The organism is Roseateles saccharophilus (assembly GCF_031458095.1).
Lineage (GTDB): Bacteria > Pseudomonadota > Gammaproteobacteria > Burkholderiales > Burkholderiaceae_C > Pelomonas > Pelomonas saccharophila_A.
This window is the reverse complement of sequence record NZ_JAVDXU010000004.1, coordinates 68,864-91,746: the sequence shown is the minus strand read 5'-3', so window position 1 is coordinate 91,746 and position 22,883 is coordinate 68,864. Positions and strand designations below refer to the sequence as shown.

Here is a 22,883-nt window from a genome sequence, read left to right as displayed (position 1 = left end):
ATGCTCCCACCTCCTCGTGGCGCCTTCGCTGGCTGCTTCGCTCAACAAGACGCCTGCGCTGCTAGATCGCCGCGTGCATTGGTGTCTGAGACTGCTGCGCCTGTTCCTCGGGCTGGCAGTGCTGACGTTATTTACGCTGACGGCACATGCCCAGAGGGCGACAAGTACCTCGGTCTCGGTCTCGGTCTTGGAGGGCAACTCGGGCCCATATCAAAACCAAAGCGTCCTGCTGGCCGCGTTTGTGTCGGGAAGCAGCCCGACAGGGACAGTCACGTTCATCGACGATGGCGGCACCGCCTTGGGAACGGCGATTCTGGACGTCTCAGGGGCTGCCTACTTTCAGACCAGGTTCCCGTATGCGGGCAGCTATGCGCTAGGGGCTCTGTACTCCGGTGACGCCAACAATGCACCGACCACGATGCTTAGCGGTGGTGCTCGGTTCACGACCATCACTGTGCTGCCACAGGCCGTCACAAGCACGACTTTGCAGTGGTTGGATTCAACGATCGCGGTCGGCCAGTCAACATCCTTTGGTGTCAACGTGACTGGCAGGGCTGCAAGTGCTCGAGAACTTCAGACGCGCTCGAGCATTTCGCTTTACGACTCCACAACCGTCGTCGACAGGCTGGTGCTCGCAGAAGGCGTGAATGGCGGGACCATCACGACGAGCTACGCCACCGCAGGCCAACATTGGGTCAACGCTCAATTTGACGGGACGATTGAAAGCGCAAAGAGCCTTGCGGGTTATCTGATCATCCAAGTACAGAAGCGTGCTTCATCGGTCGCGTTGACTTCGAGCCCGGCCTCCGTACTGCAAGGGCAGCCGCTGACGCTGACGGCTACGGTTAGCGGGACGAATCCAACCGGCAGCGTCACTTTCAAGGACGGTGCTGCAGCGCTGGGTAGCGTCAACTTGAACGCCAGCGGCGTTGCGAGCCTGCAGGTTGTCCTCTCCGAGACCGGCGCGCATTCCCTGACGGCTGAATACGGCGGCGACGCAAACCATCTTGCAGCCTCTGGTGCGCTCAACCAGAGCGTCACCCCCAAGGCCACTACCAGCACGACGCTTGCCGCCAACCCGACTTCCGCCGCCGCAGGCGACGCCGTTGAGTTGACGGCGACGGTCACGGGCGACAACCCCGGGGGCTCGGTAACCTTCATGGTGGGTGGCAGCGTGCTTGGCAGTGCGACGCTGTCTTCGGGCGTCGCTCGCCTGCAGCCGGTGCTTGCGCTTGCGGGCGACTTTGCGCTGTCGGCTGCCTATGCGGGCGATGCCTTCAACCAGGCTTCAAACTCGAGCGCTGTTGCTCTCAGCATCAGCAAGCGTTCTACAACCACCAAGCTCACTGTCGACCCCAAGCCCCAGTATCAGAACCAGCCCATCAAGCTGACTGCGCGGGTCACCGGTGCCAACCCCACAGGGCAGGTCGTGTTCAGCAACGGCGGCAGGGTCCTGGGCAACGCGGTGCTGAGCTCTGGACAAGCGACGCTGAACACAGCCCTCGCCGACATGGGCGCCTTCAGCCTCAGCGTCACCTACCCCGGAGACGCGAACAACCTGGCCAGCGCCTCGTCTTCGCAAGCGGCAGATGGAACCCAGGGAACGGCGCACGTCGCCTTGGCCGTCTCGCCCACACCGGTCGTCAATTACGAATACGACGCCGAAGGCAAAGCCACCAAGTCCATCGTGGCGCCAAGCTCGCGTGCCCTGACGACGAAGAGCGACTACGACGCCCTCGGGCGGCGCACGGCCACCACCGATGCGAAGCAGGGTGTCGTTGGCTATGGCTACGACCTGCTGGATCAACTGACGTCCGTCACCGATCCACGCCAACTCGTCACGCAATACCAGCCCACGGGCCTTGGAGACGTCAAGCAACTCACCAGCCCCGACACCGGCGCCGCCACCAGCACCTTTGACGCAGCCGGCAACCTCAAGACGCGCACCGATGCGCGCGGCGTGCTCGCCACCTACACGTATGACGAACTCGACCGGCCCACGCAGGTTGTCTACAGCAAGGCTGGAAGCCCCAGCCGGACATTGAGCTGGACCTACGACCAGACTGGCGCCAGTTTTGGATATGGCGTGGGGCGCCTGACGACGGCAGCAACCCCTGATGCCAGCACTACCTTCCGCTACGACGGATTTGGTCGCGTCACGATGACCGTCCAGACCGGCGCGGTGGGTGTTCCAGTGGTCGTCAACTACGGCTACGACACAGCTGGCAATGTCACGAGCATGACCTACCCCTCGGGGCGGATCGTCAACTTCGGTTGGGCAAATGGCCAGCCCCAATCCATCTCGATCACGACCGGTGGCAGTACGACCAACCTGCTCGACCAGGTGGTCATGAGTCCGTTTGGACCTGTTCAGAGTTGGGTTTGGAAGCTGGGTGCTGCACCCAGGCCCCACGAGCGTGTTTTCGATGCCAGTGGTCGGCCCGTGCGGTATCCGCTGGGTGTTCTCTTGCGTGACATCACCTACGACGATGCGGACCGCGTCAGCCGGTACACGCACTACGACTTCAGCACTGAGGCTCCTGCCCCGGCGTATGACCAGACGTTCAGCTATGACGAGCTGAACCGCCTTATCAGCGCGACCGGCTCCACCAACTGGAGCTACACCTATGACGCAAATGGAAACCGGACAAGCTCATCTTCTGGCGCTACGTCTAGGGCCTACACGACACAGGCGGCCAGCAATCGGCTCGATGCGCTGAGCAACACGGCTCGCAACTTCCTCTACGACGCCACGGGCAACACCACCAGCGACACCGCAGGCTATACCGCCCAATACAGTCTCGAGGGGCGCTGGGCCGTACAGAGCTATGGCATCTCGTTCGGATTTGATGCGATGGGGCGTCGCGTGACTCGAGTCGCAGCGGTTGGCAGCACCACTGCCACGACGTTGTTTGCGTATGACCAGGGTAACCATCTTGTTGGTGAATACGACGAAAACGGCACGCCGATAACTGAATATGTTTGGCTGGGTGATACACCAGTAGCCGTCATCAAAGCCAGTGGGTCTGCGGCGGGGATTTACGCTGTTCATGCGGATCATTTGGATACTCCGCGGGTTATTCTCGACGCCAATAATAAGATCCGCTGGCGGTGGATGGGGGAGCCCTTCGGTGCGAGTTCCGCAGAGGAGCAACCCACGGCTGGTTTGACTGCTCTGCAACAAAGCTTGAGATTCCCTGGTCAGCAGTACGAGCCATTTGGTGGGCGGCACTACAACCACTTCAGGGACTACGACCCGACGACTGGGCGATATGTTCAAAGTGACCCCATCGGCTTGGATGGCGGCATCAACACGTATGCATACGTGGGCGGAAATCCTCTTTCCGGTATCGACCCCTACGGCTTGGCGAGAATTGTTGGAGCGCCGGCATATGGCCCCAATTTCGGCAAACCCTCCAAGGAGTATCAGGAGTGGCAAAAGCGCTATGGTCAGCCTATGCAGCGCATCCTGGATGCGGTGCAAGACAGAATTCGAGGCCTATGTCAAATTGACAGGGACCGCTTGCAGAAGGAATATGATGAGTGGGTGGTAACCGTAGACCCGAACATTGACAATCCTGCAAGGCGCATCCAGCAGGGCTATGGGATTACAAAGGGGAATAAAACAACGTTCTCCAGGCGTTTCTTTATGATTGAGCCTGGTGAAAATCCCTCTCAACTGCAGGTTGGTTGGCACGAATTCCGTCACACCATGCCTGGCAACGCCAGCATTGTTGACCCCCCAGGTAGCATTGGAGATATCCTCTCCGGAAATGCCCAGAGAGTGCCCAGCGAAATAGATGCTGACGCCTTTGCAGATTGGCTAATTCATTCCTCGAAAACTTGCGGATGTCCAAAATGATTGTCTGGCGCGTTTTCTTTGCGAGCTTATTGTGTCTTGCGACCTGCGCTCAAGCTGTGACGTACCAAGACATGCTGAATGCCAAGTCGTCCATAACAATTGCGGACAAGTCCATAATTTTGGTTGACGTTGAGAAGCCTGCTAAGCGATGTGGCAGCGCTGACCCTTACGTTTGCATCAAATCCCAGTCCTTCTCTTTGGCGGTTCCAAAAGATTCATCAATATCGAAATGGGACTTTGCGGACAGTCGGTATGAGGTTGTTGCAAAGAATGAAAGGGCCGTTCTGGGCAGGCTCTACAGCTACGATATTGTGAAAGTATCTGGTGCTTTGAATTTGCAGTTTGCATATTCCAGAAAAGAAGGCGTTGTTGCAATTAAGGAGCCGTCTGGAAATACATTGGTGCCAGTTGAAAAATGTGGCATCTTGGTTCAAGACACATCTGGCGGCTGTGATTGATTCTTTGCCCTGGGAAGGGAGCCGCTGCCGCAGGACAGCGGGCAGGCCCAGCAGGCGCTGGGCCTGACGCGAAGGCGCACCCGTCCCCAGGCGGGTTGCCGCAGCGCTGCAGGGGCCGACCTTGTTCAGGCGCGGTCCTAGCGCCGGTTCGCGCCCACGCGAAGAACGAGGTTGGGGTGCAGGTCAGCGAAGCTGACCGAAGCCCGCCGCTGACGAAGCGCAGCGCAGGAAGCCACCCTGGATGGCGGCGAAGCGTCCAGCGCAGAGCCAGGGCAACGGCACGTTGCACAGGCGCCCGACAGCCGGGGTGGCTTCCTGCGCGACGCGCCGACGAAGGCGGTGTGGCGTGCAGGCAGCGGCGCTCCTGAGCCCCTGGGCGCGACAGCGAACAGGGGCGACGACGGGAGACGCTGGGCCTCCAAGCCCGTCGAGTGTGCGTGTGGCCCCTAGGCCACCGAAGAGCACACGGTCGCCCGCCCACAGTCCCGGCCTTGAGCTGGCAGCGTCTGCTGCGAGCGTGCTGGGGCTGCAGACGTATCGCCAGATGCGTCGTCGCTACACGTCGCATCCCCGATGCGAGGTGTTCCATGCGAGTCTCCCCCGATGCCCTGGCGGGCCTGCTGCGCCCGCCGCCCCCCAAACCCAAGCGACCCACGTCGCGCGAGCGCGGCCGCGACTCAACTGGCCTTATAAACACATATCGGGGCGCCGGGTTGGCGAGACAGCGTGACACGACCTCGGTTCGATCGTGGCGGCCTCAGCGCCGCACTTCACTCGCATCCAGGGCCCCAAAGCGGGCCCTGATGTTTTCTGCGAGCCGCTTCACGGCCGGCGTCAGGCGGTGCCGCCCCACGGCCATCCAGTGCAGGGGCGCGGGTTCGCCCAGCCAGTCGGGCAGCAGGGCCACCAGCCGGCCCGCGGCCAGATCGGCAGCCACGTCGAGCCGGCTCTTGTAGGCCAGCCCCAAGCCCGCGACGGCCCATTCGCGGACCAACCCGCCGTCGTCCGCGACGCGGCTGCCACCCACCTCGACGGCCATCGTCTCGCCGTCGGGCGCGGTGAAGCGCCAGCGGCCATGCAGGCTTTCGCCCAGCCCCCAGCGCAGGCAGTCGTGAGCCTTCAGCTCGGTCGGCGTGCGCGGCTGGCCGTGGCGGGCGACATAGGCCGGGCTGGCGCACAGCACCCGCCGGTTGTCGGGCGCCAGCGGCAGGGCCACGAGGCTGGAGTCCGGCGGTTCGCCGTAGCGGACGGCGTAATCCACCGGGTCTTGTACGAGATCGGCCAGGCGGTCGCTGAGGCGCAGTTCCAGCGCCAGCCGCGGCCCGGCTTCTGCGGCGATGAAATCCTCGATCCAGCGCCACAGATGCTGGCGGCCGACGTCGCTGGGCAGGCTGACGCGCAGCCGGCCGCTCAGCGGTTGCTCGACGCCCGCGGCTTCGCGCAAGGCCGCTTGGCCGTCCTCCCAGGTGGCGATCAGCAGGCGTGCATGCGGCAGCCACTGCTCGCCGGCCTCGGTCAGGCGCAGTCGGCGCGTGGAGCGCTCGAACAGGCGCGCGCCCACCTCGCGTTCCAGGCGGGCGATCGTGGCGCTGGCCTGCACGGGACCCAGGTCCAGCCGACGCGCGGCGGCCGAAAAGCTGCCGGCCTCGGCGGCCGCGACAAAGAGCTGCAACGGAGCAAGTCGATCCATCTTCATGCTTTTGATGAAACTGATTCGCCAATCCTAGGCTTTCTGAATCGAATAGCGGGGCCCACCATGACGGTCATCGCTATTCATCTTCAGAAGGACATCCCATGAAAGCCGTTGGCTATCTGCAATCCCTGCCCATCACCCATCCGGAATCCCTGGTCGACCTGGAGCTGCCGGCACCGGCGGCCGGTCCCCTGGATCTGCTGGTGCGCGTCGCGGCCGTGTCGGTCAACCCGGTGGACACCAAGGTGCGCCGCAGCCGTGCCCCGCAGGCCGGCCAGCCCGAGGTGCTGGGCTGGGACGCCGTGGGCCGGGTCGAGGCCCTGGGCCGCGACGTCACGGGCTTTGCCGTCGGCGACCGCGTCTATTACGCCGGCGGCATCAACCGTCCGGGTTCGAATGCCGAGCTGCAATTGGTCGACCACCGCATTGCCGCACGCGCGCCGCAAAGCCTGAGCGATGCCGAGGCTGCCGCCCTGCCGCTGACGGCCATCACGGCCTGGGAGCTGTTGTTCGACCGCCTCGGCGTGACGGAGGGCGGCGGTGCTGGCCAAAGCCTGCTGGTCATCGGCGCGGCCGGGGGCGTGGGCTCCATCCTCGTGCAGCTGGCCCGGCGCCTGACGCAGCTGCGCGTCATCGGCACGGCCAGCCGCCCCGAGACCCAGGCCTGGGTCCGTGAGCTCGGCGCCCATGCCGTCATCGACCACAGCCAGCCCTGGCGGCCCCAGCTCGTCGCGGCCGGCGTGCCCGAGGTCGAGTACATGGCGAGCCTGACCCATACCGAGCAGCACTGGGACGCCATCATCGATGCCGCCGCGCCCCAGGGCCGCGTCGGCCTCATCGACGATCTGTCCGGCCCCATCGACGTGATGACGCTCAAGCGCAAGGCCCTGTCCCTGCACTGGGAGATGATGTTCACGCGGCCGCTGTTCGGCACCGCCGACATCGCCGAGCAGGGCCGGCTGCTGGCGCGCGTGGCGGCCCTGGTGGACGAGGGGAAGTTGCGCACCACGGTCAGCGAGCAGTTGAGCCCGATCAATGCGGCCAACCTGCGCCGCGCGCATGAACTCGTCGAATCGGGCCGCATGCGCGGCAAGATCGTCGTCAGCGGCTTCTGACACGTCGGACGGGGGTGCCGCCGCGCCGCGCCCTTGTCCGACGCACGGGTCACCGCGGCCTGCTTAGGCTGCTGACATGACGATCTTCATCGGCACGTCGGACTGGGGCATTGCGGCAGAAGGCACGGCGGCGTTCCGTGCCGAGGACTTCCATCTGCAGCGCTTCTCGGCCCTGATGGGCTGCGTGGAGATCAACTCGTCCTTCTATCGCAGCCATCGCGCCAGCACCTACGAGCGCTGGGCGGGTCGGGCGCCGGCCGACTTCCGGTTCTCCGTCAAATGCCCGAAGCAGATCTCGCACAAATATCGGCTCGAGGGCGCGAGGGATGCATTGGCGCGCTTCGTTGATGCCGCCCAGGCCCTCGGCTCGAAGTGGTGTGTGCTGCTGGTTCAACTGCCCCCCACGCTGGTCTACGACGAACTGGTCGCGGGCCATTTCTTCGAACAGGTGCATGCCCGCTTCGGCGGCTCCATCGCCTGCGAACCCAGGCACGCGAGCTGGTTCACGGCGCCGGCGGAACGTCTCATGCGCGACCTCGAAGTGTCGCGCAGCGCAGTCGACCCCGCGAAATGGCCGGGCGCCGAGGAGCCGGGCGGCTGGACCCAGGTCCTGGCGATGGATCACGCCCCACTGCTCTATTGCCGCTGGCATGGCTCGCCGCGGGAGTATTGGTCGTCCTACGACGAGACCTGGCTGCGCGAGCGCGCGCTGTGGCTGCAGGCCCTGCCCCAGGAGCAGAGCTGCTGGTGCATCTTTGGCAACACCGCCGCTGGCGCGGCGATGCGCAATGCGCTGCGGTTGAAGGCCATGCTGCGGGATGACCTTCATGTCGGAATGAGTTGGCCGCGTGGTGAACCCTGGTCCGAAGCCTACGGCGCGACCCGGAGCTGAACGACAGGCATCGTGTCCAGGCCTGGCCGGCGTGCCGACCCCCCATTCCCCACCGTCATCGCTACGGCGGGTTGGTCCATCCCGGCCAAGGTGGCGGCAGGCTTTCCGGCAGAGGGCTCTCAGCTGCAACGCTATGCCGCCGTCATGAACGGCGTCGAGATCAACTCCTCCTTCTACCGTCCCCACCAGCCCAAGACTTATGAGCGTTGGGCAGCGAGTACGCCTGAACATTTCCGCTTCGCCGTCAAATGCCCGAAGCAGATCTCGCACGAAGCTCGCCTCGAGGGCGCGGACGACTTGCTGGCGCGCTTTGCCGACGAGGTCGCAGCCCTCGGCGAGAAAGGGGCCGTGCTGCTCGTACAGCTGCCGCCATCGCTGCGTTTGGATGCCCGCGTGGCTGGCCGCTTTTTCAAGCAGGCGCATGCGGTCTTCAAGGGCAGCATCGTCTGTGAGCCGCGCCACCTCAGCTGGTTCACGCCCGAGGCGGAGCAACTGCTGCGCGACGCCGAGGTGGCGCGCGCCGCGGTCGATCCGGCCAAATGGCCCGGCTCCAGCGCACCCGGCGGCTGGGTGGGGCTGCGCTACTACCGCTGGCACGGCTCGCCGCGTGTCTATTGGTCGTCCTATGAGGAGGCGTGGCTGCAGCAAGCGGCGCAGGCCCTGCCGCGGGATGCGGCCTGCTGGTGCGTCTTCGACAACACGGCGTCGGGCGCGGCGTTGCAGAACGCGCTGCGGCTTCAGGCCATGCTCTGAACCGCACTCACCACTTGCAGCCCTTGCCACGCGCCGCATCGAGGGCCAGCGGGATGGCGGCCAGGATGCCGGTGTTGGCATAGGCCTTGCGGCAATCCTTGTTGGCGGCGTCCTCGATGGATTGTTCGAGCTTGGACTTGCGCTCCGGCGGCTGGGGCAGCATGTCGACGAGGCCCGGGCTGCGGCGGGCCGCGATGTCGCCGCGCGGCAAGGACAGGTTCAGCGGCGCGCGCGGCGCACTGGCAGCCTCCGTCGGCGGCACAGGCAGGTCGGGGCCCAGGCGGGAGCCGGCATCGGGCGAACCCGCCGCCGCCTTGGGCGCGGCATAGGGATTGGCATTCGGGTCTCCCTTGGCGGGACCGGCCGGCGCACTGACCTCGCCCGGCATCGCGCCGGACAACTCGTTCAGCGGCTGGGCGCCGGGCGCCACCGCCGCGCGTGGCGTGGCGCTGGGCTGCAGCGGCGTCACCGCAGTGCCGCCATCGGTCGATTCCAGGCGACGCACCTGGGTGGGCAGATCCTGTGGGTTCAGCGCCGATGCATTGGCCGTCGCGGCGGCGCTGGGCGAGCGCAATTCGCTGGAACGCGTCAGCGGCGTGACCGAGCCGCCCGAGGCCGTCGGCGCTTCCAGCCTTTGCACGGCGGAGGGCAGGGCCGCGCTGGGCGTGGCCGGCAGGGCGGCGCTGGGCGCTGCGGTGCGCAGCTCGGCTGCGCGTGGCAGGGTGGCGCTGCTGTTGGCTGCGTCCGCCGGCGCCTCGAGGCGACGCACAGGGGCCGGCAGCTCCGCGCTGGGGGCTGCGGCGGTGGCCGGCAGCTTGGGCGGGGTGCGTAGCTCGGCCGGGCGTTGCAGCGGCGAGCCGACGCTGGCGTCCGCAGGGGCCTCCAGGCGGCGGACGGCGGCGGGCAGATCCACGCTGGGCGCGGCGACCGGCGCTGCAGGCTGGGCGCGCAGCGCTGCCGGGCGGGGCAGGGCCGCCGTGGGGGCGGCGGGCGTGGCGTCCAGGCGGCGCACGGGCGCCGGCAGCTCCGTGGGCAGGCTGGGCAGCTCGGGCTGACGATCGGGCGTGCGCAGATTGGCTGCCGAGGGCAAGGGGGTGACGGCGGCTTCGGGCCGGGCTTCGAGCCGGCTGACGGGGGGCGGCAACTCGGCCGCCGGCGTCTGCGGCGGCGTGGTCCGGGGCGGGGTGGTGAGGGTCTCGCGCTCGACGGGTTTGAAGCCTTCGGGCAGCTCCAGCGTCGCGGTGCTGGGCGGTGCGGGCGGGGCCTCCTCTGCGCGGGCGGCTTCGGGCGGCACTTCCTGTGGACTGCTGCGACCCAGCCTGGCGGCGCCGGGCTCGGCGGCGGCTTGGGCCTGGCTGCCTGCATCGGCCTTGTCGCTGGGCGGGGCCCCGGTATTGCTGCCGCTGCGGCCCAGCAGCTTGACGGTCAGGCTGCCCCAGACGCCCTGGCCCGGGGCCGCCGTGCCGCTGGCATTGCCGAAGACGAGGACGAGCCAGATGTGCAGCAGCACCGCCAGCAGCAGGCAGCGCTGCAGCAGGCGCGGGTCGGGTGGCGGGCGGCGAAGGGCGACGGCGGCAGTCACGGCTGGCGCATTGTGGCCCGACGCCACGCCCGCCTTGTTACCAGCCGCGGCGTTCAGAAGATGGTTTGCGCGAAGGTGTCACGCCCGGCGGCCTTGGCGCGGTACAGGGCCCGGTCGGCGCGCTCGAGCAGGTCTTCCGCCCCCTCGCCGACACCACCCCAGCAGGCCATGCCGACGCTGGTGGTGACGAGGATCTCGCCCCCCGCCGGCAGAGGCATGGGAAGCCGGATGGCGTCGACGAGCTTGGCCGCGACCTGGGAGGCCTCGGTGTCACTCTGCAGGCCTTCCAGGATGACGACGAACTCGTCGCCGGCCAGGCGGGCGGCGGTGTCGGTGCTGCGCACGGCGCGGCGGATGCGGGCGGCGAATTCCTTCAGCACGGCGTCGCCGGCCGCGTGGCCATGGCCGTCGTTGATGCTCTTGAAGTGGTCGACGTCCATGAAGATCAGGGCCAGGGCCTTGTGGCTGCGGCGGCAGCGCGCCAGGGCCAGGGCCAGCCTCTCCTCGAACTCGCGGCGGTTGGGCAGGCGGGTCAGCGGGTCGATGCGGGCCAGCTCCTGCAGGCGGCGCTCGACATCCTTGGTGGCGGTGATGTCGGTGGACAGGGTGTAGACGCCGGCGATGTTGCCGTCGGCGCGGCGATCGGGGATGTAGACGGTGTGCAGATGGCGGGTCAGGCCCAGGGCCTGGGACACGAGCTCGAACTCGACGCGCTCGCCGCGCAGCGCCTGCTCCAGGGCCTGCTGGCGCTGGGCATACAGATCGGGGCCGATCAAGGCCTTCAGATGGCTGCCGATGGCGAGCTCGGGGTCCACCCCCATCCACTCCTCGAAGGTCTTGTTGACGAAGGTCAGGCGGTGGTGGCGGTCGATATAGGAGATCAGCACCGGCAGGTTGTCGGCGATGGCCTTGAGGTGGGACTGGGCGTCGCTCAGGCGCTGGGCGGCGAGCTTGCGCTCCGTGATGTCGAAGGTGACGGCGAAGACGCCAACCACGCGGCCGTCCGCGTCGAACTCGGGCACATAGGTCTGCTGGTATTGGCGCACCTCGCCGTCGCGCGGGCCGGTCTCGGATTCGAAGACCACGGTCTGGCCCGCCATGGCCTTGTCCAGCCAGGGCCGGATCTGCTCGACATAGTCCTTGTCGCGCACGTCGTCGATGCGCTGGCCGAGCAGCCTTTGCGGCTGCAGGTTGAGCAGGGTCTGGAACTGGCGGTTGGCGAACAGGTAGCGGCCGTCGGTGTCGAGGTGGGAGATCAGGGCCGGCAGGTTGTCGGTGATGGCGCGCAGCCGCCGCTCGCTGCGTTCCTGCTTCAACTGGGCGCTGCGCAGCGCCGTGATGTCGAAGGTCATCAGGTAGAAGCCATTGACCGCGTCGGTCTGGGCGTCCCGCATGGGCACGAGGTGGATCTGGAAGTAGCCGGTGCCGTCGCGCCAGGGCAGCGAGCCCTCGAAGGTCTGGCGCCGCCCCTGCAGCACGGCCTTCACATGGGCCTCATGCAGGGCATAGCTGGCCTCGCCCAGGCCCTCGCGCATGGGCATGCCGATGGCGGTGTCGCTGCCGAGGTTGTGGACCTTCAGGGCCAGGTCGTTGGCATAGATGCAGCGTTCCTCGGCGTCGAAGACGCCGACCATGGCGGGAATCGCGTTGGTCACGTCGCGCATGCGCTGTTCGCTGGCGGCGAGCTGGCGGGCGGCTGCCTTGCGCTGGCTGATGTCGCGCACGAAGGCGTGGGCCGCATAGCCGTCGCTCGCGGCCATGGCGGCGACGGACAGCTCCACGTCCAGCTGCCGGCCATCGCGATGCAGGGCCACGACCTCGACGCGCTGGTTGACGACGCGGCCGTGGCCGGTCTGGCGAAAGCGCGCCATGCCGGCCTCGTGGGCGGCGCGCGACTCGGGCGGGATGATGAGATCCGACAGGCGCTGCCCCATGGCCTCGGCGGCGGTGTAGCCGAACAGGCGCTCGGCCTGCAGATTCCAGTCGGTGACGAGGCTGTCGCTGTTGAGGCCGATGAAGGCGTCGTTGGAGTTGTCCAGGATGGCCCGGCAGCGTGCCTGTTCGCCGGCCAGCTGCTTCACCAGCGGGCGCACATGCTGCCTCAGCACCCAGGTGCCCAGCAGGGTCAGGGCGGTCAGCAGCAGGGCCAGCCAGCCCAGGCGCTGGCGGATGACGGCGAAGACGGCCTCGATGTCGGCCTTGACGACCATGGCCAGGCCGGTGCGGCCCAGCGGCACATAGGCCGCGACGACGGGCACGCCACGCAGGTCGGGCGTCAGCAGCACGCCGCTCTCGCCGAGCAGGGCGCGGTTGATCGGCAGGTTGACGTTGCCGTTCGCGTCATACATCGGGATGGTGAAGGCCTTGGGATAGAGCTTGGACGGTACGCAGGAGGCGAGCTTGTCGACGCGGTTGCAGATCAGCACGTCGGAGGAGGCGTCGGCGTCGCGAATGCGCATCACGAGGCGGTCCATCAGAGCCAGGCGCTGCTCGCTCTGGAAGCGTCCGACGACCTCGCCCTTGTCGGTGATGGGCAGATCGGTCGCGAGGACAAAGCCGCTGGCCCAGACCAGGCGGCTGGTGGCGGCGTAGTCGCGCGCCAGGGCCAGCGATGGCGTGTCGGCCTGGGCCGCGAAGGCACCGGCATCGGCCAGCGGCGCACCGGCCGCGTCGACGAACCGGGCCGCTGTGACGCCGGCCGTCAGCAGGCTGCGGGTGATGCTGCGCAGGCGTTCGCGCCGGGCCTTGTCTTCCGGGTTGGACGCGAGCGCGGCGAGTTGCTCGACGACGACGGGCCGCGTGGCGATGGTCTGCGCCAGCCACACGCCGCCATCGACGGCGCTGGCCAGGGCCTCGCCGGTGACTGTCGCCGTGGAGTGCACATCCTCCTTGCGCGTGCGCTCGAATTCCGACTCCAGCGCCGCGAAGCCACCGGTCCCGGCCGCAACGGCGACGAGGGCCAGCACGGCCAGCGAACGTCGAGTGATGCGCTGCTCATGCAGGTCGATGCGTTCGCGCACGCCGCTCCAGCGCAGGCGGATCTCCCACAGCGACAGGGCCAGCAGGCCCAGTCCGGCCGCCGTGGGCAGCGTCAGGCGGTTGAAGCTGCCCCAGTGATAGAGCTGCTCCAGGTTGAGGAGATAGCCGAGGATGCCCAGGCCGGCGATGAAGGCCGCGACGGTGATGCCAAACGCGCTCAGGCGTCGAGCCAGCGCGCCGGGGAGTCCGGCGAGCAGGCCCACGCTGCCCGACAGCAGCAGCAGGGCCACGCAACCATTGGGAGAGATGCGGCCTGGGTGCGGGTTCAGAGATGTTGGCAGCACGCCGGGGCGGGCAATGTCTATGCCCAGGGACCTGCCACTCATGGCCTCGACCAGCATCAGCACAGGCATCAGCGCCATCAACAGCGCCAGGCCCTGTACGGCGTGTCGCGCCGCCGCACCCGGCGCCCGGCCGCCAGGCCAGTCGGCCATGAACCAGGCCGTGGCGCCGCCGACCAGCAGCAGCAGCGGAGACACCAGACCGACCTCGGTCAGCCCGGGCAGCAGACGGCCGAACTCCAGCCCCAGACCCCAGTGCACGGTCACGAAGACGGCGATCAGCATGCAGGCCAGAGCGGCCCAGCGGGCGGCGGACAGGCGGGGCGGACGGGGCATCGGGCGGCGAGAAGCGGCGATGCCTGCCTGTATAGCAGCTTGGGCGCCTTGCGGCTCAGGGCCAGCGGCTCATTTCGTGGTGGATGGGCGTCAACCAGTCGCCCGCGGCGCTGACGCTGCGCTCGATGACGCGGGTAGCACCGCCGGCCTCGCGGATCAACACAGTCGCACAGCGGGTGCCATAGACGGCCACGCCAGGCTCCAAGGGATCGGTCATGCGGATGAAGCGTGGTGACAGCAAGCGCTCGCGGGCCAGACCGACGCCGGTGTCGGGCAGGGCCGCGTCGGCGGCGGGTGTGATGTCGGCCAGGGCGGCGAACAGCTGATCGGCCAGATGCTGGGCCGAGGTTGCGCTGTCCAGCGCCTGGAGCATCGCGGCCTTCAGGCCCACGGTCTTGGGCCAAGGCGTGTCGAGGGCCGCGTTGGACAAGGCGTGGATGCCGGGCGGCAACTCGACCGGAGCGGGCGCGCGGTTGCTGATCCAGTGCCAGCTGTTGCGGGCCAGATCGGCCGTGACGAGGTTGAAGCCGTTGTAGCCCGGCGCCAGCCCGGCCGCGAAGCCGCTGGCGTCGTCTGCGGAGTTCAACCAGTCCACGACCAGGGCCCCGCGCGACGGCGCGGCCGGGTTCTGCCGCCTGGGATCGCGCACATTGGTCAGCAAGGCGAGGCGTCCCGCGCGGCTGAGGCCGAACCAGGTGCCGCCGGCGCTGAGGTCACGGCCGGCCAGGATGGCGGGCCGGTCCAGCCACCAGGCCATCGGTGCCGCCGCGCGGGCAAAGAACTCGTCGCGATTCGCCGCGATGACGAGGGGGAAGCGCGCGTGGGCGTTCAGCGCAAAGGCGGCGAGGCACATGGCCGCTTCAGCATTCGACGATGTTCACGGCGAGGCCGCCGCGTGCCGTTTCCTTGTACTTGGTCATCATGTCGGCGCCGGTGTCGCGCATGGTCTTGATGACCTTGTCCAGACTGACGAAATGGGTGCCGTCGCCGCGCAGGGCCATGCGCGCGGCGTTGATGGCCTTGACCGAGGCGATGGCGTTGCGCTCGATGCAGGGGATCTGCACCAGGCCACCGACCGGGTCGCAGGTCAGCCCCAGGTGATGCTCCATGCCGATCTCGGCAGCGTTCTCGACCTGCTCGGGCGTGCCGCCCATGACGGCGCAAAGAGCGCCTGCGGCCATTGAGCAGGCCACGCCCACCTCACCTTGGCAGCCGACCTCGGCGCCGCTGATGGAGGCGTTTTCCTTGTAGAGGATGCCGATGGCGGCAGCGGTCAGCAGGAAGTCGATGACACCGCGCTCGTTGGCATGGTGGACGAAGCGCGTGTAGTAGTGCAGCACCGCGGGCACGATGCCGGCCGCGCCATTGGTGGGCGCCGTGACGACGCGCCCGCCCGCGGCGTTCTCCTCGTTGACGGCCAGCGCGTAGAGGTTGACCCAGTCCATCACCTGCAGCGGATCGCGCAGCGCGGCCTCGGGGTTGGCCGTCAGGTCGCGATGCAACTGGGCCGCGCGGCGCTTGACCTTGAAGCCGCCCGGCAGGATGCCCTCGGTCTTGCAGCCGCGTGTGACGCAGGCCTGCATGACGTTCCAGATCTTCATCAGCCCGGCGTCGATCTCGGCCTCGGTGCGCCAATGGCATTCGTTGCGCCGCATCAGCTCGGCGATGGAGATGCCGTGGCGCTGGGTCAGCTCCAGCAACTCGTCGCCAGACTTGAAGGGGTAGGGCAGCACTGTCGTGTCGGGTGCGATGACCTTCTGCTTGCTGCCGTCGGCCGCCACCTCGTCGCTGACGACAAAGCCGCCGCCGACGGAGTAGTAGACGCGGTTGGCGATCTCGTTGCCTTCAGCGTCGAAGGCGATGCAGCGCATGCCGTTGGCGTGGAAGGGTAATGTCTCGCGGCGCTTGAAGACGAGGTCTTTCGATTCGTCGAAAGCGACCTGGTGCTGGCCGATGATGTTGAGGTCACCGGCGCGGATGCCTTCCAGCAGCGCAGGGATGGCTTCCACATCCACCGAGTCGGGTTCATGCCCGGCCAGGCCCAGCAGCACCGCCTTGTCGCTGCCGTGGCCCTTGCCGGTGGCGCCGAGGGACCCGTAGAGGATGACCTGCACGCGGGCCACCTTGTCCAGCAGGCCATCGTGCTGCAGGCGCAGGCCGAACAGGCGCGCGGCGCGCATCGGCCCGACCGTGTGCGAGCTGCTCGGGCCGATGCCGATCTTGAAGAGGTCGAAGACGGAGACTGCCATGGAAGCCTTTCGGGTTTCGCGTCGGAATGGGTGCAGGCGCTGCCTACACTCCCGCTCCATGCTGAAAAGGTGTTGGGGTGGGCGCCACCGGGTCTGGCGGTGCTGCGTGATGGGGGTGTTGTGGCTGCTGTCGGCAGCCGCCTGGGCGCGTGGAGTCGACCTGCAGGCCTTGCCGGCCGAAGGGTTGGCGCTGGGGCCGCAGTGGGAGGTGCTGCGCGACGCGGACCGGCAGTTGGATCTTGAGGCGGCCATGCGTGGCAACTGGCAGCCCAGCACGGCCAGCGGCGACGCCGTGTCGTTCGGCTACAGCGCGGAAGCGGTCTGGTTGCGCCTGCCGCTGCGCAACCCCGGCACCGAACCGGCGCAGGCGATGCTGGACGTCAGCTACCCGCTGCTGCAATACCTTGACGTGATGCTGCTCGCGCCTGACGGCACGGTCGTCGTCCGGCACGAACTGGGCTATCAGCGCCCGTTTGCAGAGCGCTTGTGGCCGGGCGGCAACTTCGCCGTGCCGATCACGCTGGCGCCGGGCGAGACCCGCACGCTGCTGCTGCGCGTGGCGTCTGCCAATTCGTTGATCGTGCCGGCGCGACTCTGGCGCGCCGAGGCCTTCGCGAGCTTCGATCAGCGCCGGCTGGCGGTGCAGATGCTGTATTTCGGCCTGGCGCTGGCCGTGGGCCTGTACAACCTGGTGATCTTCCTGCTGCTGCGCGACGCGTCGTTCGGCTGGTATGTGCTGTTCGCCGGCAGCATCGCGGCGTCGCTGGCCTGCTTCACCGGCATCGGCGTCAATTTTCTGTGGCCGGACTCGCCCGGCTGGCAGCAGCGCGGTGTCAACGTGCCCGGCTCGGTGGCAGCCATCGCGCTGATGATGTTCTCGCGTCGCATGCTGGGCACGCCGCAGACGATGCCGCGGCTGGATGTCGCGTTGCGCCTGCTGATCGCGGTGAATGTCTTGCTGATCCCGCTGCTGTTTGGCTGGTTCGCGCAGACGGCGCCGTTCTGGGCCGTCTGCAGTGCCACGACGGCCGTGGTGCTGATGGCCTGCGGCATCACCGGCACGCTGCAGCGCCAGCGCAGTGCCTACTTCTTCGTCGTGGCCTTCAGCGTGCTGCTGGTGGCGGTGCTGCTGGGACATATGCGCAACCTTGGCGTGCTGCCCGCCAACCTCATCACCAGCGCCGGCACACAGGCTGGCTCGGCGGTTGACCTGCTGCTGCTGTCGCTGGCGCTGGCTGACCGCTACGCGCGCATGCGGGCCGACAAGGAGCAGGCGCAGGCGCACGCATTGCAGGCCGAACAGGCACGCGTGCAGGCGCTGACCGACAGCGAGAGGGTGCTCGAGGCGCGCGTGCTGGAACGCACCGCGGCACTGGAGGTGGCCAATCGGCAGCTGGAGCTGATGAGCCAGACCGACGGCCTGACCGGCCTGGCCAACCGGCGTCATTTCGACGCCGTGCTGGCCGCCGAATGGGCACGCGCGCAGCGTGCCGGCCAGCCGCTCGGTCTGGGGCTGCTCGATGCCGACCTGTTCAAGGCCTACAACGACCAGATGGGTCATGTCGCGGGCGACGACTGCTTGCGCCAGATCGCGGCCGTGCTGACCGACACCATCGGCCGGCGCAGCGGCGAACTGGTGGCCCGCTACGGCGGCGAGGAGTTCGCCTTCATCGTGCCCGGCGCCGACGGCGCCAAGATGCTGGCGCTTGGCGAGCGCATCGCCACCGCGCTGCGTGCCCGGGCGCTGCCGCACCCGGCCAGCCCAGCCGGCCATGTCACGGCCAGCATCGGGCTGGCAGCCGAAGTGCCCGGCGCGGATCGTCGCCCCGAGCTGTTGGTGCAGACGGCCGATACGGCCCTCTATGCCGCCAAGGCCGCCGGGCGCGATCGGGTGCAGCTGGCGCACCAGAGTTAGGGCTGCTGCTTGGATGTTGTCGGGCACCGGCGCTCCACCTTGCCTCTTTCTTATCGCGCACACTTGCACTCAAGAGGTCCGCGCTTTGCTTCGTTACCACCCGCTTGAATCAGCGAGTACTTTGGCGTGAGCTGGCCCGCCATCCCCAACTCGGCGCACTGCGAATGACAGCGGTCCTGCTGGGATGGATACAGACTCACCAACGCTCCGAAGGCGAGTGAAAGCGCCAGGATCGCCACAAAACCCATCGTCACGTGAAGACCGGTGCTTCGACGAAACGCTTGGGCGATGCGGCGCATATCAGGCCTCTTCGTACTCGCTCAGCGGCACGCAGCTGCAGAACAGGTTGCGGTCGCCATAGACGTTGTCCACGCGGCCGACCGGCGACCAGTACTTCTGGCGGCGCAGCGAAGGCAGCGGGAAGGCGGCGGCCTCGCGGCTGTAGCCATGCGTCCACTCGGTGGCGCTGACGACCATCGAGGTGTGCGGCGCGTTGACCAGCGGGTTGTCCTCGCGGCTGACCTTGCCGGACTCGACGTCGGCGATCTCGTGGCGGATCTGGATCATCGCGTCGATGAAGCGGTCCAGCTCGGCGCGGGACTCGCTCTCGGTCGGCTCGACCATCAGCGTGCCGGCGACCGGGAAGCTCAGCGTCGGGGCGTGGAAGCCGTAGTCGATGAGGCGCTTGGCGACGTCCTCCGCGCTGACGCCCGAGCTGTCCTTGAGCGGGCGCAGGTCCAGGATGCACTCGTGGGCCACGCCGCCGCCCTTGACGCCATCGATGCCGCCGGAGAAGTGGATGTCGTAGTGGTCCGACAGGCGAGCCGCCACGTAGTTGGCCGACAGGATGGCAACTTCGGTGGCCTTCTTCAGGCCCTCGGCGCCCATCATGCGGATGTACATCCACGAGATCGGCAGCACGGCGGCGTTGCCCAGAGGCGCGGCGGACACGGCGCCGATATTCGTTTCCTTGCCCAGGCCCGCGGTGCGGTGCGCCGGCAGGAAGGGCACGAGGTCGTCGACGACGCAGACGGGGCCGACGCCCGGGCCCCCACCGCCGTGGGGGATGCAGAAGGTCTTGTGCAGGTTCAGGTGGCTCACGTCGCCGCCGAACTCGCCGGGGGCGGCAATGCCGACCAGCGCGTTCATGTTGGCCCCGTCCACGTAGACGCGGCCGCCATGGCTCTTCACCATCTGGCAGATCTCCTTCACGTGGGTGTCGAACACGCCATACGTGGAGGGGTAGGTGATCATGATGGCGGCCAGCTTGTCGGCGTGCTGCTCGCACTTGGCCTTCAGGTCGGCCAGGTCGATGTTGCCTTCCTTGTCGCACTTGGTCACGACGACCTGCATGCCGACCATCTGGGCCGATGCCGGGTTGGTGCCGTGGGCGCTTTCAGGGATCAGGCAGACCGTGCGCTGCTTGTCGCCGCGCGACTCATGCCAGGCCTTGATGGCCAGCAGGCCGGCGTATTCGCCCTGCGAGCCGGCATTGGGCTGCAGGCTGATGCCGGCATAGCCGGTGCATTCGGTCAGCCAGTTCTGCAGCAGGGTGTCCAGCTCGGTGTAGCCGGCCAGCTGGTCCTGGGGTGCGAAGGGATGCACGCCCGCGAACTCCGGCCAGGTGATGGGGATCATCTCGGCCGTCGCGTTGAGCTTCATGGTGCAGGAGCCCAGCGGGATCATGCTGCGGTCCAGCGCCAGGTCCTTGTCCGACAGGCTGCGGATATAGCGCAGCACCTCGGTTTCGCTGTGGTGGGTGTTGAAGACCGGGTGGGTCAGGTAGGCGCTGCTGCGGCGCAGATTGGCCGGGATCAGGCTTTCGACGCCGGCGGCGAATTCGGCCACGGTCGGCAACGTGGCGCCGGCGGGTGCGAACCAGCTCCAGATGGCTTCGACGTCGGCGCGCGAGGTCGTCTCGTCCAGTGCGATGCCGACATGCTTGTCGCTGATCTTGCGCAGGTTCGCCTGGGCCGCCACGGCCTTGGCCATGACGAGGCCGGGCTCGCACTCCACGAGCAGGGTGTCGAACACATGCGGCGTCACGACCTTGACGCCCATGCGGGTCAGGCCGGCGTGCAGGATGGCCGTGTAGCTGGCCACGCGCTCGGCGATGCGCTTGAGGCCTTGCGGGCCGTGGTAGACGGCGTACATGCTGGCCACGACGGCCGGCAGCACTTGCGCCGTGCAGATGTTGGAGGTGGCCTTCTCGCGGCGGATGTGCTGCTCGCGGGTCTGCAGGGCCAGGCGCATGGCCGGGTGGCCTTGCGCGTCCTTGCTGACGCCGACGAGGCGGCCCGGCATGGAGCGCTTGAACTCGTCCTTGCAGGCCAGGAACGCCGCGTGCGGGCCGCCGGCGCCCATGGGCATGCCGAAGCGCTGGCTGTTGCCGGCCACGATGTCGGCGCCGAACTCGCCGGGCGAGACCAGCAGGGTCAGCGCGAGCAGGTCGGTGCAGACGATGAAGGCGGCCTGCTTGGCATGGGCCTGGTCGGCAAAGGCCTTCAGGTCATGGATGAGACCGGTGGTGCTGGGGTATTGGCAGACGACGGCGAAGTAGTCGTTCTCGGCCATCAGGGCCGGGGCCATGCCCACCTTGACTTCGATGCCCAGCGGCGCGCAGCGCGTCTGGATGACTTCGATGGTCTGCGGGTGCACGTCGCCGGCGACGATCAGCGTGTTGCTCTTGCTCTTCACGCCGCGCTTGGCCAGCGTGACGGCCTCGGCGGCCGAGGTGGCCTCGTCCAGCATGGAGCCGTTGGCGATGTCCATGCCGGTGAGGTCGGTCACCATGGTCTGGAAGTTCAGGATGGCTTCCATGCGGCCCTGCGAGATCTCGGCCTGGTAGGGCGTGTAGGCCGTGTACCAGGCGGGGTTCTCGAGGATGTTGCGCAGGATGACGCCCGGCGTGTGCACGCCGTAATAGCCCTGGCCGATGAAGCTCTTGTAGACCTTGTTCTTGCCGGCGATGAGCTTGAGCTCAGCCAGCGCACCCGCCTCAGTGATGGGCGCGGGCAGCTTCATGCCTGCGCTGCGGCGGATGGACTTGGGCACGACCGCGTCGATCAGCGCGGTCCGGTTGGCCACGCCGACGGCGGCGCACATCAGGGATTCATCGACGGCATCCGGCCCGATGTGGCGGGCGTGGAATTCGGAGGCGTCTTCGAGTTGGGAAAGCGGCGTCGGCATGGCGGGTCTTACTTCAGGATTTACAGAGTCTTGAGCAGGGCGTCGTAGGCGGTGGCGTCCATCAGCGCGTCGAGCTGGGCGGGATTGCTCAGCTTGACCTTGAAGAACCAGCCGGCCTTGAGCGGGTCGGTGTTGGCGAGTGCCGGGTCATCGCGCAGGGCTTCGTTGACCTCGGTGACTTCACCGTCGACGGGCATGTAGACGTCGGCCGCGGCCTTGACGGACTCGACGACGCCGGCGACTTCCTTCTCGGCATAGGTCTTGCCGACTTCGGGCAGGTCCACGAAGACCACGTCGCCCAGCGCGTCCTGCGCGTGCACAGTGATGCCAACGGTGGCCGTGCCATCGCCATGCACGTCAAGCCATTCGTGGTCGGGGGTGTACTTGATGCTCATCGTGTTCAGCCTCGGTAGTAGCGGTTGGGGGTGAAGGGGGTGGAAGAGACGACCATGGGCGTGCGCTTGTCGCGCACGAGGGCGAAGACTTCGGTGCCGACGGCGGTGTGGGCCTTGTCGAGATAGGCCAGGGCCACCGGCTGGTTGACCGTGGGACCCAGGGTGCCGCTGGTGACGACGCCGATCTCGGTGCCGTCGGCACTCACGATCTTGGCGCCTTCACGCACGGGCATGCGCTCCTTGCCGACCAGGCCGACGCGCTTGCGGGCTGCGCCGTTGGCGAGTTGCTCGTCGATGACGGCCGCGCCCGGATAGCCACCGGCACGGGCGCCACCGGCGCGACGCACCTTCTGGATGGCCCAGGTGATGGAGGCTTCGACCGGCGTGGTCGTCTCGTTGATGTCGTGGCCGTAAAGGCACAGGCCGGCTTCCAGGCGCAGCGAGTCGCGCGCGCCCAGACCGATGGGCTTGACCTCCGCGTGAGCCAGCAGCTTGCGGGCCAGGGCGACCGCATCATCTTGGTGGACGGAGATCTCGTAGCCGTCCTCGCCGGTATAGCCCGAGCGGGTCAGGAAGGTGTCGATGCCGTCCAGCTTGAAGAAGCCGCCGGTCATGAAGGTCAGCTTGGCGACCTCGGGGTTCAGGCGGCTCAGCACGTCGACGGCCTGGGGGCCTTGCAGGGCCAGCAGGGCGCGCTCGGGCACGGAAATCACTTCGCAGCGCGAGCCGATGTGCTTGCGCATATGGGCGATGTCCTGCTTCTTGCAGCCGGCGTTCACGACCACGAACAGGTCGTCGGGCCGCTTGCAGACCATCAGGTCATCCAGCAGGCCGCCTTGCTCGTTCGTGAACAGGGCGTAGCGCTGCTTGAAAAGCCCCAAGTCGACGATGTCGACCGGCACCAGGGTTTCGAGGGCCGCAGCGGCGTCGGCGCCCACCAGGCGCACCTGGCCCATATGCGACACGTCGAACAGGCCGGCGGCGGCCCGCGTGTGCTTGTGCTCGGCCATCACGCCGGCGGGGTATTGCACCGGCATGTCATAGCCGGCGAAGGGCACCATCTTGGCGCCGAGTTCGACGTGGAGGGCGTGAAGAGGCGTTTGCAGCAAAGAGGACATCAAGAG

General features: G+C 67.5%; 15 protein-coding genes. 6 read left to right on the top strand and 9 right to left on the bottom strand.

Features of this window, described 5'->3' with window-relative positions; all coding sequences use genetic code 11:
• The first annotated feature begins 16 nt into the window (after positions 1 to 16).
• Together J2X20_RS23130 and J2X20_RS23125 are read left to right on the top strand one after the other, a co-directional pair.
• Positions 17 to 3,862, top strand: coding sequence for an Ig-like domain repeat protein (locus tag J2X20_RS23130; protein WP_310270193.1), 3,846 nt, complete (start codon positions 17 to 19; stop codon positions 3,860 to 3,862).
• Between the two features lie 71 nt (positions 3,863 to 3,933).
• Positions 3,934 to 4,320 (top strand): hypothetical protein, encoded by a 387-nt coding sequence (locus J2X20_RS23125; protein WP_310270189.1) that lies wholly within the window; start codon positions 3,934 to 3,936, stop codon positions 4,318 to 4,320.
• Between the two features lie 757 nt (positions 4,321 to 5,077).
• Here J2X20_RS23125 and J2X20_RS23120 read toward each other — a convergent pair.
• Entirely contained in the window at positions 5,078 to 6,010 is a 933-nt protein-coding gene (locus tag J2X20_RS23120) for a LysR family transcriptional regulator (protein WP_310270186.1), read from the bottom strand.
• Positions 6,011 to 6,114: 104 nt separating this feature from the next.
• Between J2X20_RS23120 and J2X20_RS23115 the strand changes: the two genes are divergently transcribed.
• The 3 genes from J2X20_RS23115 to J2X20_RS23105 all read left to right on the top strand — a co-directional run bounded on the left by J2X20_RS23115 (position 6,115) and on the right by J2X20_RS23105 (position 8,773).
• Positions 6,115 to 7,128 carry a zinc-binding alcohol dehydrogenase family protein gene (locus J2X20_RS23115; protein WP_310270183.1) on the top strand — a complete coding sequence of 338 codons (1,014 nt, stop codon included), beginning with the start codon at positions 6,115 to 6,117 and terminating at the stop codon, positions 7,126 to 7,128.
• Between the two features lie 76 nt (positions 7,129 to 7,204).
• Complete coding sequence (locus J2X20_RS23110) at positions 7,205 to 8,020, top strand: DUF72 domain-containing protein (protein WP_310270180.1); 816 nt, start codon at positions 7,205 to 7,207, stop codon at positions 8,018 to 8,020.
• A gap of 12 nt (positions 8,021 to 8,032) precedes the next feature.
• A complete protein-coding gene (locus tag J2X20_RS23105) occupies positions 8,033 to 8,773 on the top strand; it encodes a DUF72 domain-containing protein (protein ID WP_310270177.1) in 741 nt (246 codons plus the stop codon).
• Positions 8,774 to 8,780: 7 nt separating this feature from the next.
• Here J2X20_RS23105 and J2X20_RS23100 read toward each other — a convergent pair whose 3' ends face one another.
• The 4 genes from J2X20_RS23100 to J2X20_RS23085 are packed head-to-tail and all read right to left on the bottom strand — an operon-like array spanning position 8,781 to position 16,260.
• The gene (locus J2X20_RS23100) at positions 8,781 to 10,355 is read right to left on the bottom strand and encodes a hypothetical protein (RefSeq protein WP_310270174.1); all 1,575 of its coding nucleotides are present in this window, start codon (positions 10,353 to 10,355) and stop codon (positions 8,781 to 8,783) included.
• A gap of 53 nt (positions 10,356 to 10,408) precedes the next feature.
• A complete protein-coding gene (locus tag J2X20_RS23095; protein ID WP_310270171.1) occupies positions 10,409 to 14,011 on the bottom strand; it encodes a PAS domain-containing protein in 3,603 nt (1,200 codons plus the stop codon).
• Positions 14,012 to 14,066: 55 nt separating this feature from the next.
• A complete protein-coding gene (locus J2X20_RS23090) occupies positions 14,067 to 14,864 on the bottom strand; it encodes an NRDE family protein (protein ID WP_310270169.1) in 798 nt (265 codons plus the stop codon).
• A gap of 7 nt (positions 14,865 to 14,871) precedes the next feature.
• Positions 14,872 to 16,260 (bottom strand): L-serine ammonia-lyase, encoded by a 1,389-nt coding sequence (locus J2X20_RS23085; protein ID WP_310270166.1) that lies wholly within the window; start codon positions 16,258 to 16,260, stop codon positions 14,872 to 14,874.
• Between the two features lie 109 nt (positions 16,261 to 16,369).
• On the opposite strand from J2X20_RS23085, the gene J2X20_RS23080 reads away from it, so the two are divergent.
• The gene (locus J2X20_RS23080; protein ID WP_310270164.1) at positions 16,370 to 18,175 is read left to right on the top strand and encodes a sensor domain-containing diguanylate cyclase; all 1,806 of its coding nucleotides are present in this window, start codon (positions 16,370 to 16,372) and stop codon (positions 18,173 to 18,175) included.
• 50 nt (positions 18,176 to 18,225) lie between these two features.
• On the opposite strand, the gene J2X20_RS23075 is transcribed toward J2X20_RS23080, so the two are convergent.
• The 4 genes from J2X20_RS23075 to gcvT are packed head-to-tail and all read right to left on the bottom strand — an operon-like array spanning position 18,226 to position 22,877.
• On the bottom strand, positions 18,226 to 18,474 hold the full coding sequence (locus J2X20_RS23075) for a hypothetical protein (protein WP_310270162.1): 249 nt from the start codon (positions 18,472 to 18,474) through the stop codon (positions 18,226 to 18,228).
• A gap of 1 nt (position 18,475) precedes the next feature.
• Positions 18,476 to 21,364: an aminomethyl-transferring glycine dehydrogenase gene (gcvP, locus tag J2X20_RS23070; RefSeq protein ID WP_310270159.1), complete on the bottom strand. Its 2,889-nt coding sequence runs from the start codon at positions 21,362 to 21,364 to the stop codon at positions 18,476 to 18,478.
• 20 nt (positions 21,365 to 21,384) lie between these two features.
• Positions 21,385 to 21,759: a glycine cleavage system protein GcvH gene (gene gcvH, locus J2X20_RS23065; protein ID WP_310270156.1), complete on the bottom strand. Its 375-nt coding sequence runs from the start codon at positions 21,757 to 21,759 to the stop codon at positions 21,385 to 21,387.
• 5 nt (positions 21,760 to 21,764) lie between these two features.
• Positions 21,765 to 22,877, bottom strand: coding sequence for a glycine cleavage system aminomethyltransferase GcvT (gcvT, locus tag J2X20_RS23060; protein WP_310270153.1), 1,113 nt, complete (start codon positions 22,875 to 22,877; stop codon positions 21,765 to 21,767).
• Positions 22,878 to 22,883: the final 6 nt, after the last annotated feature.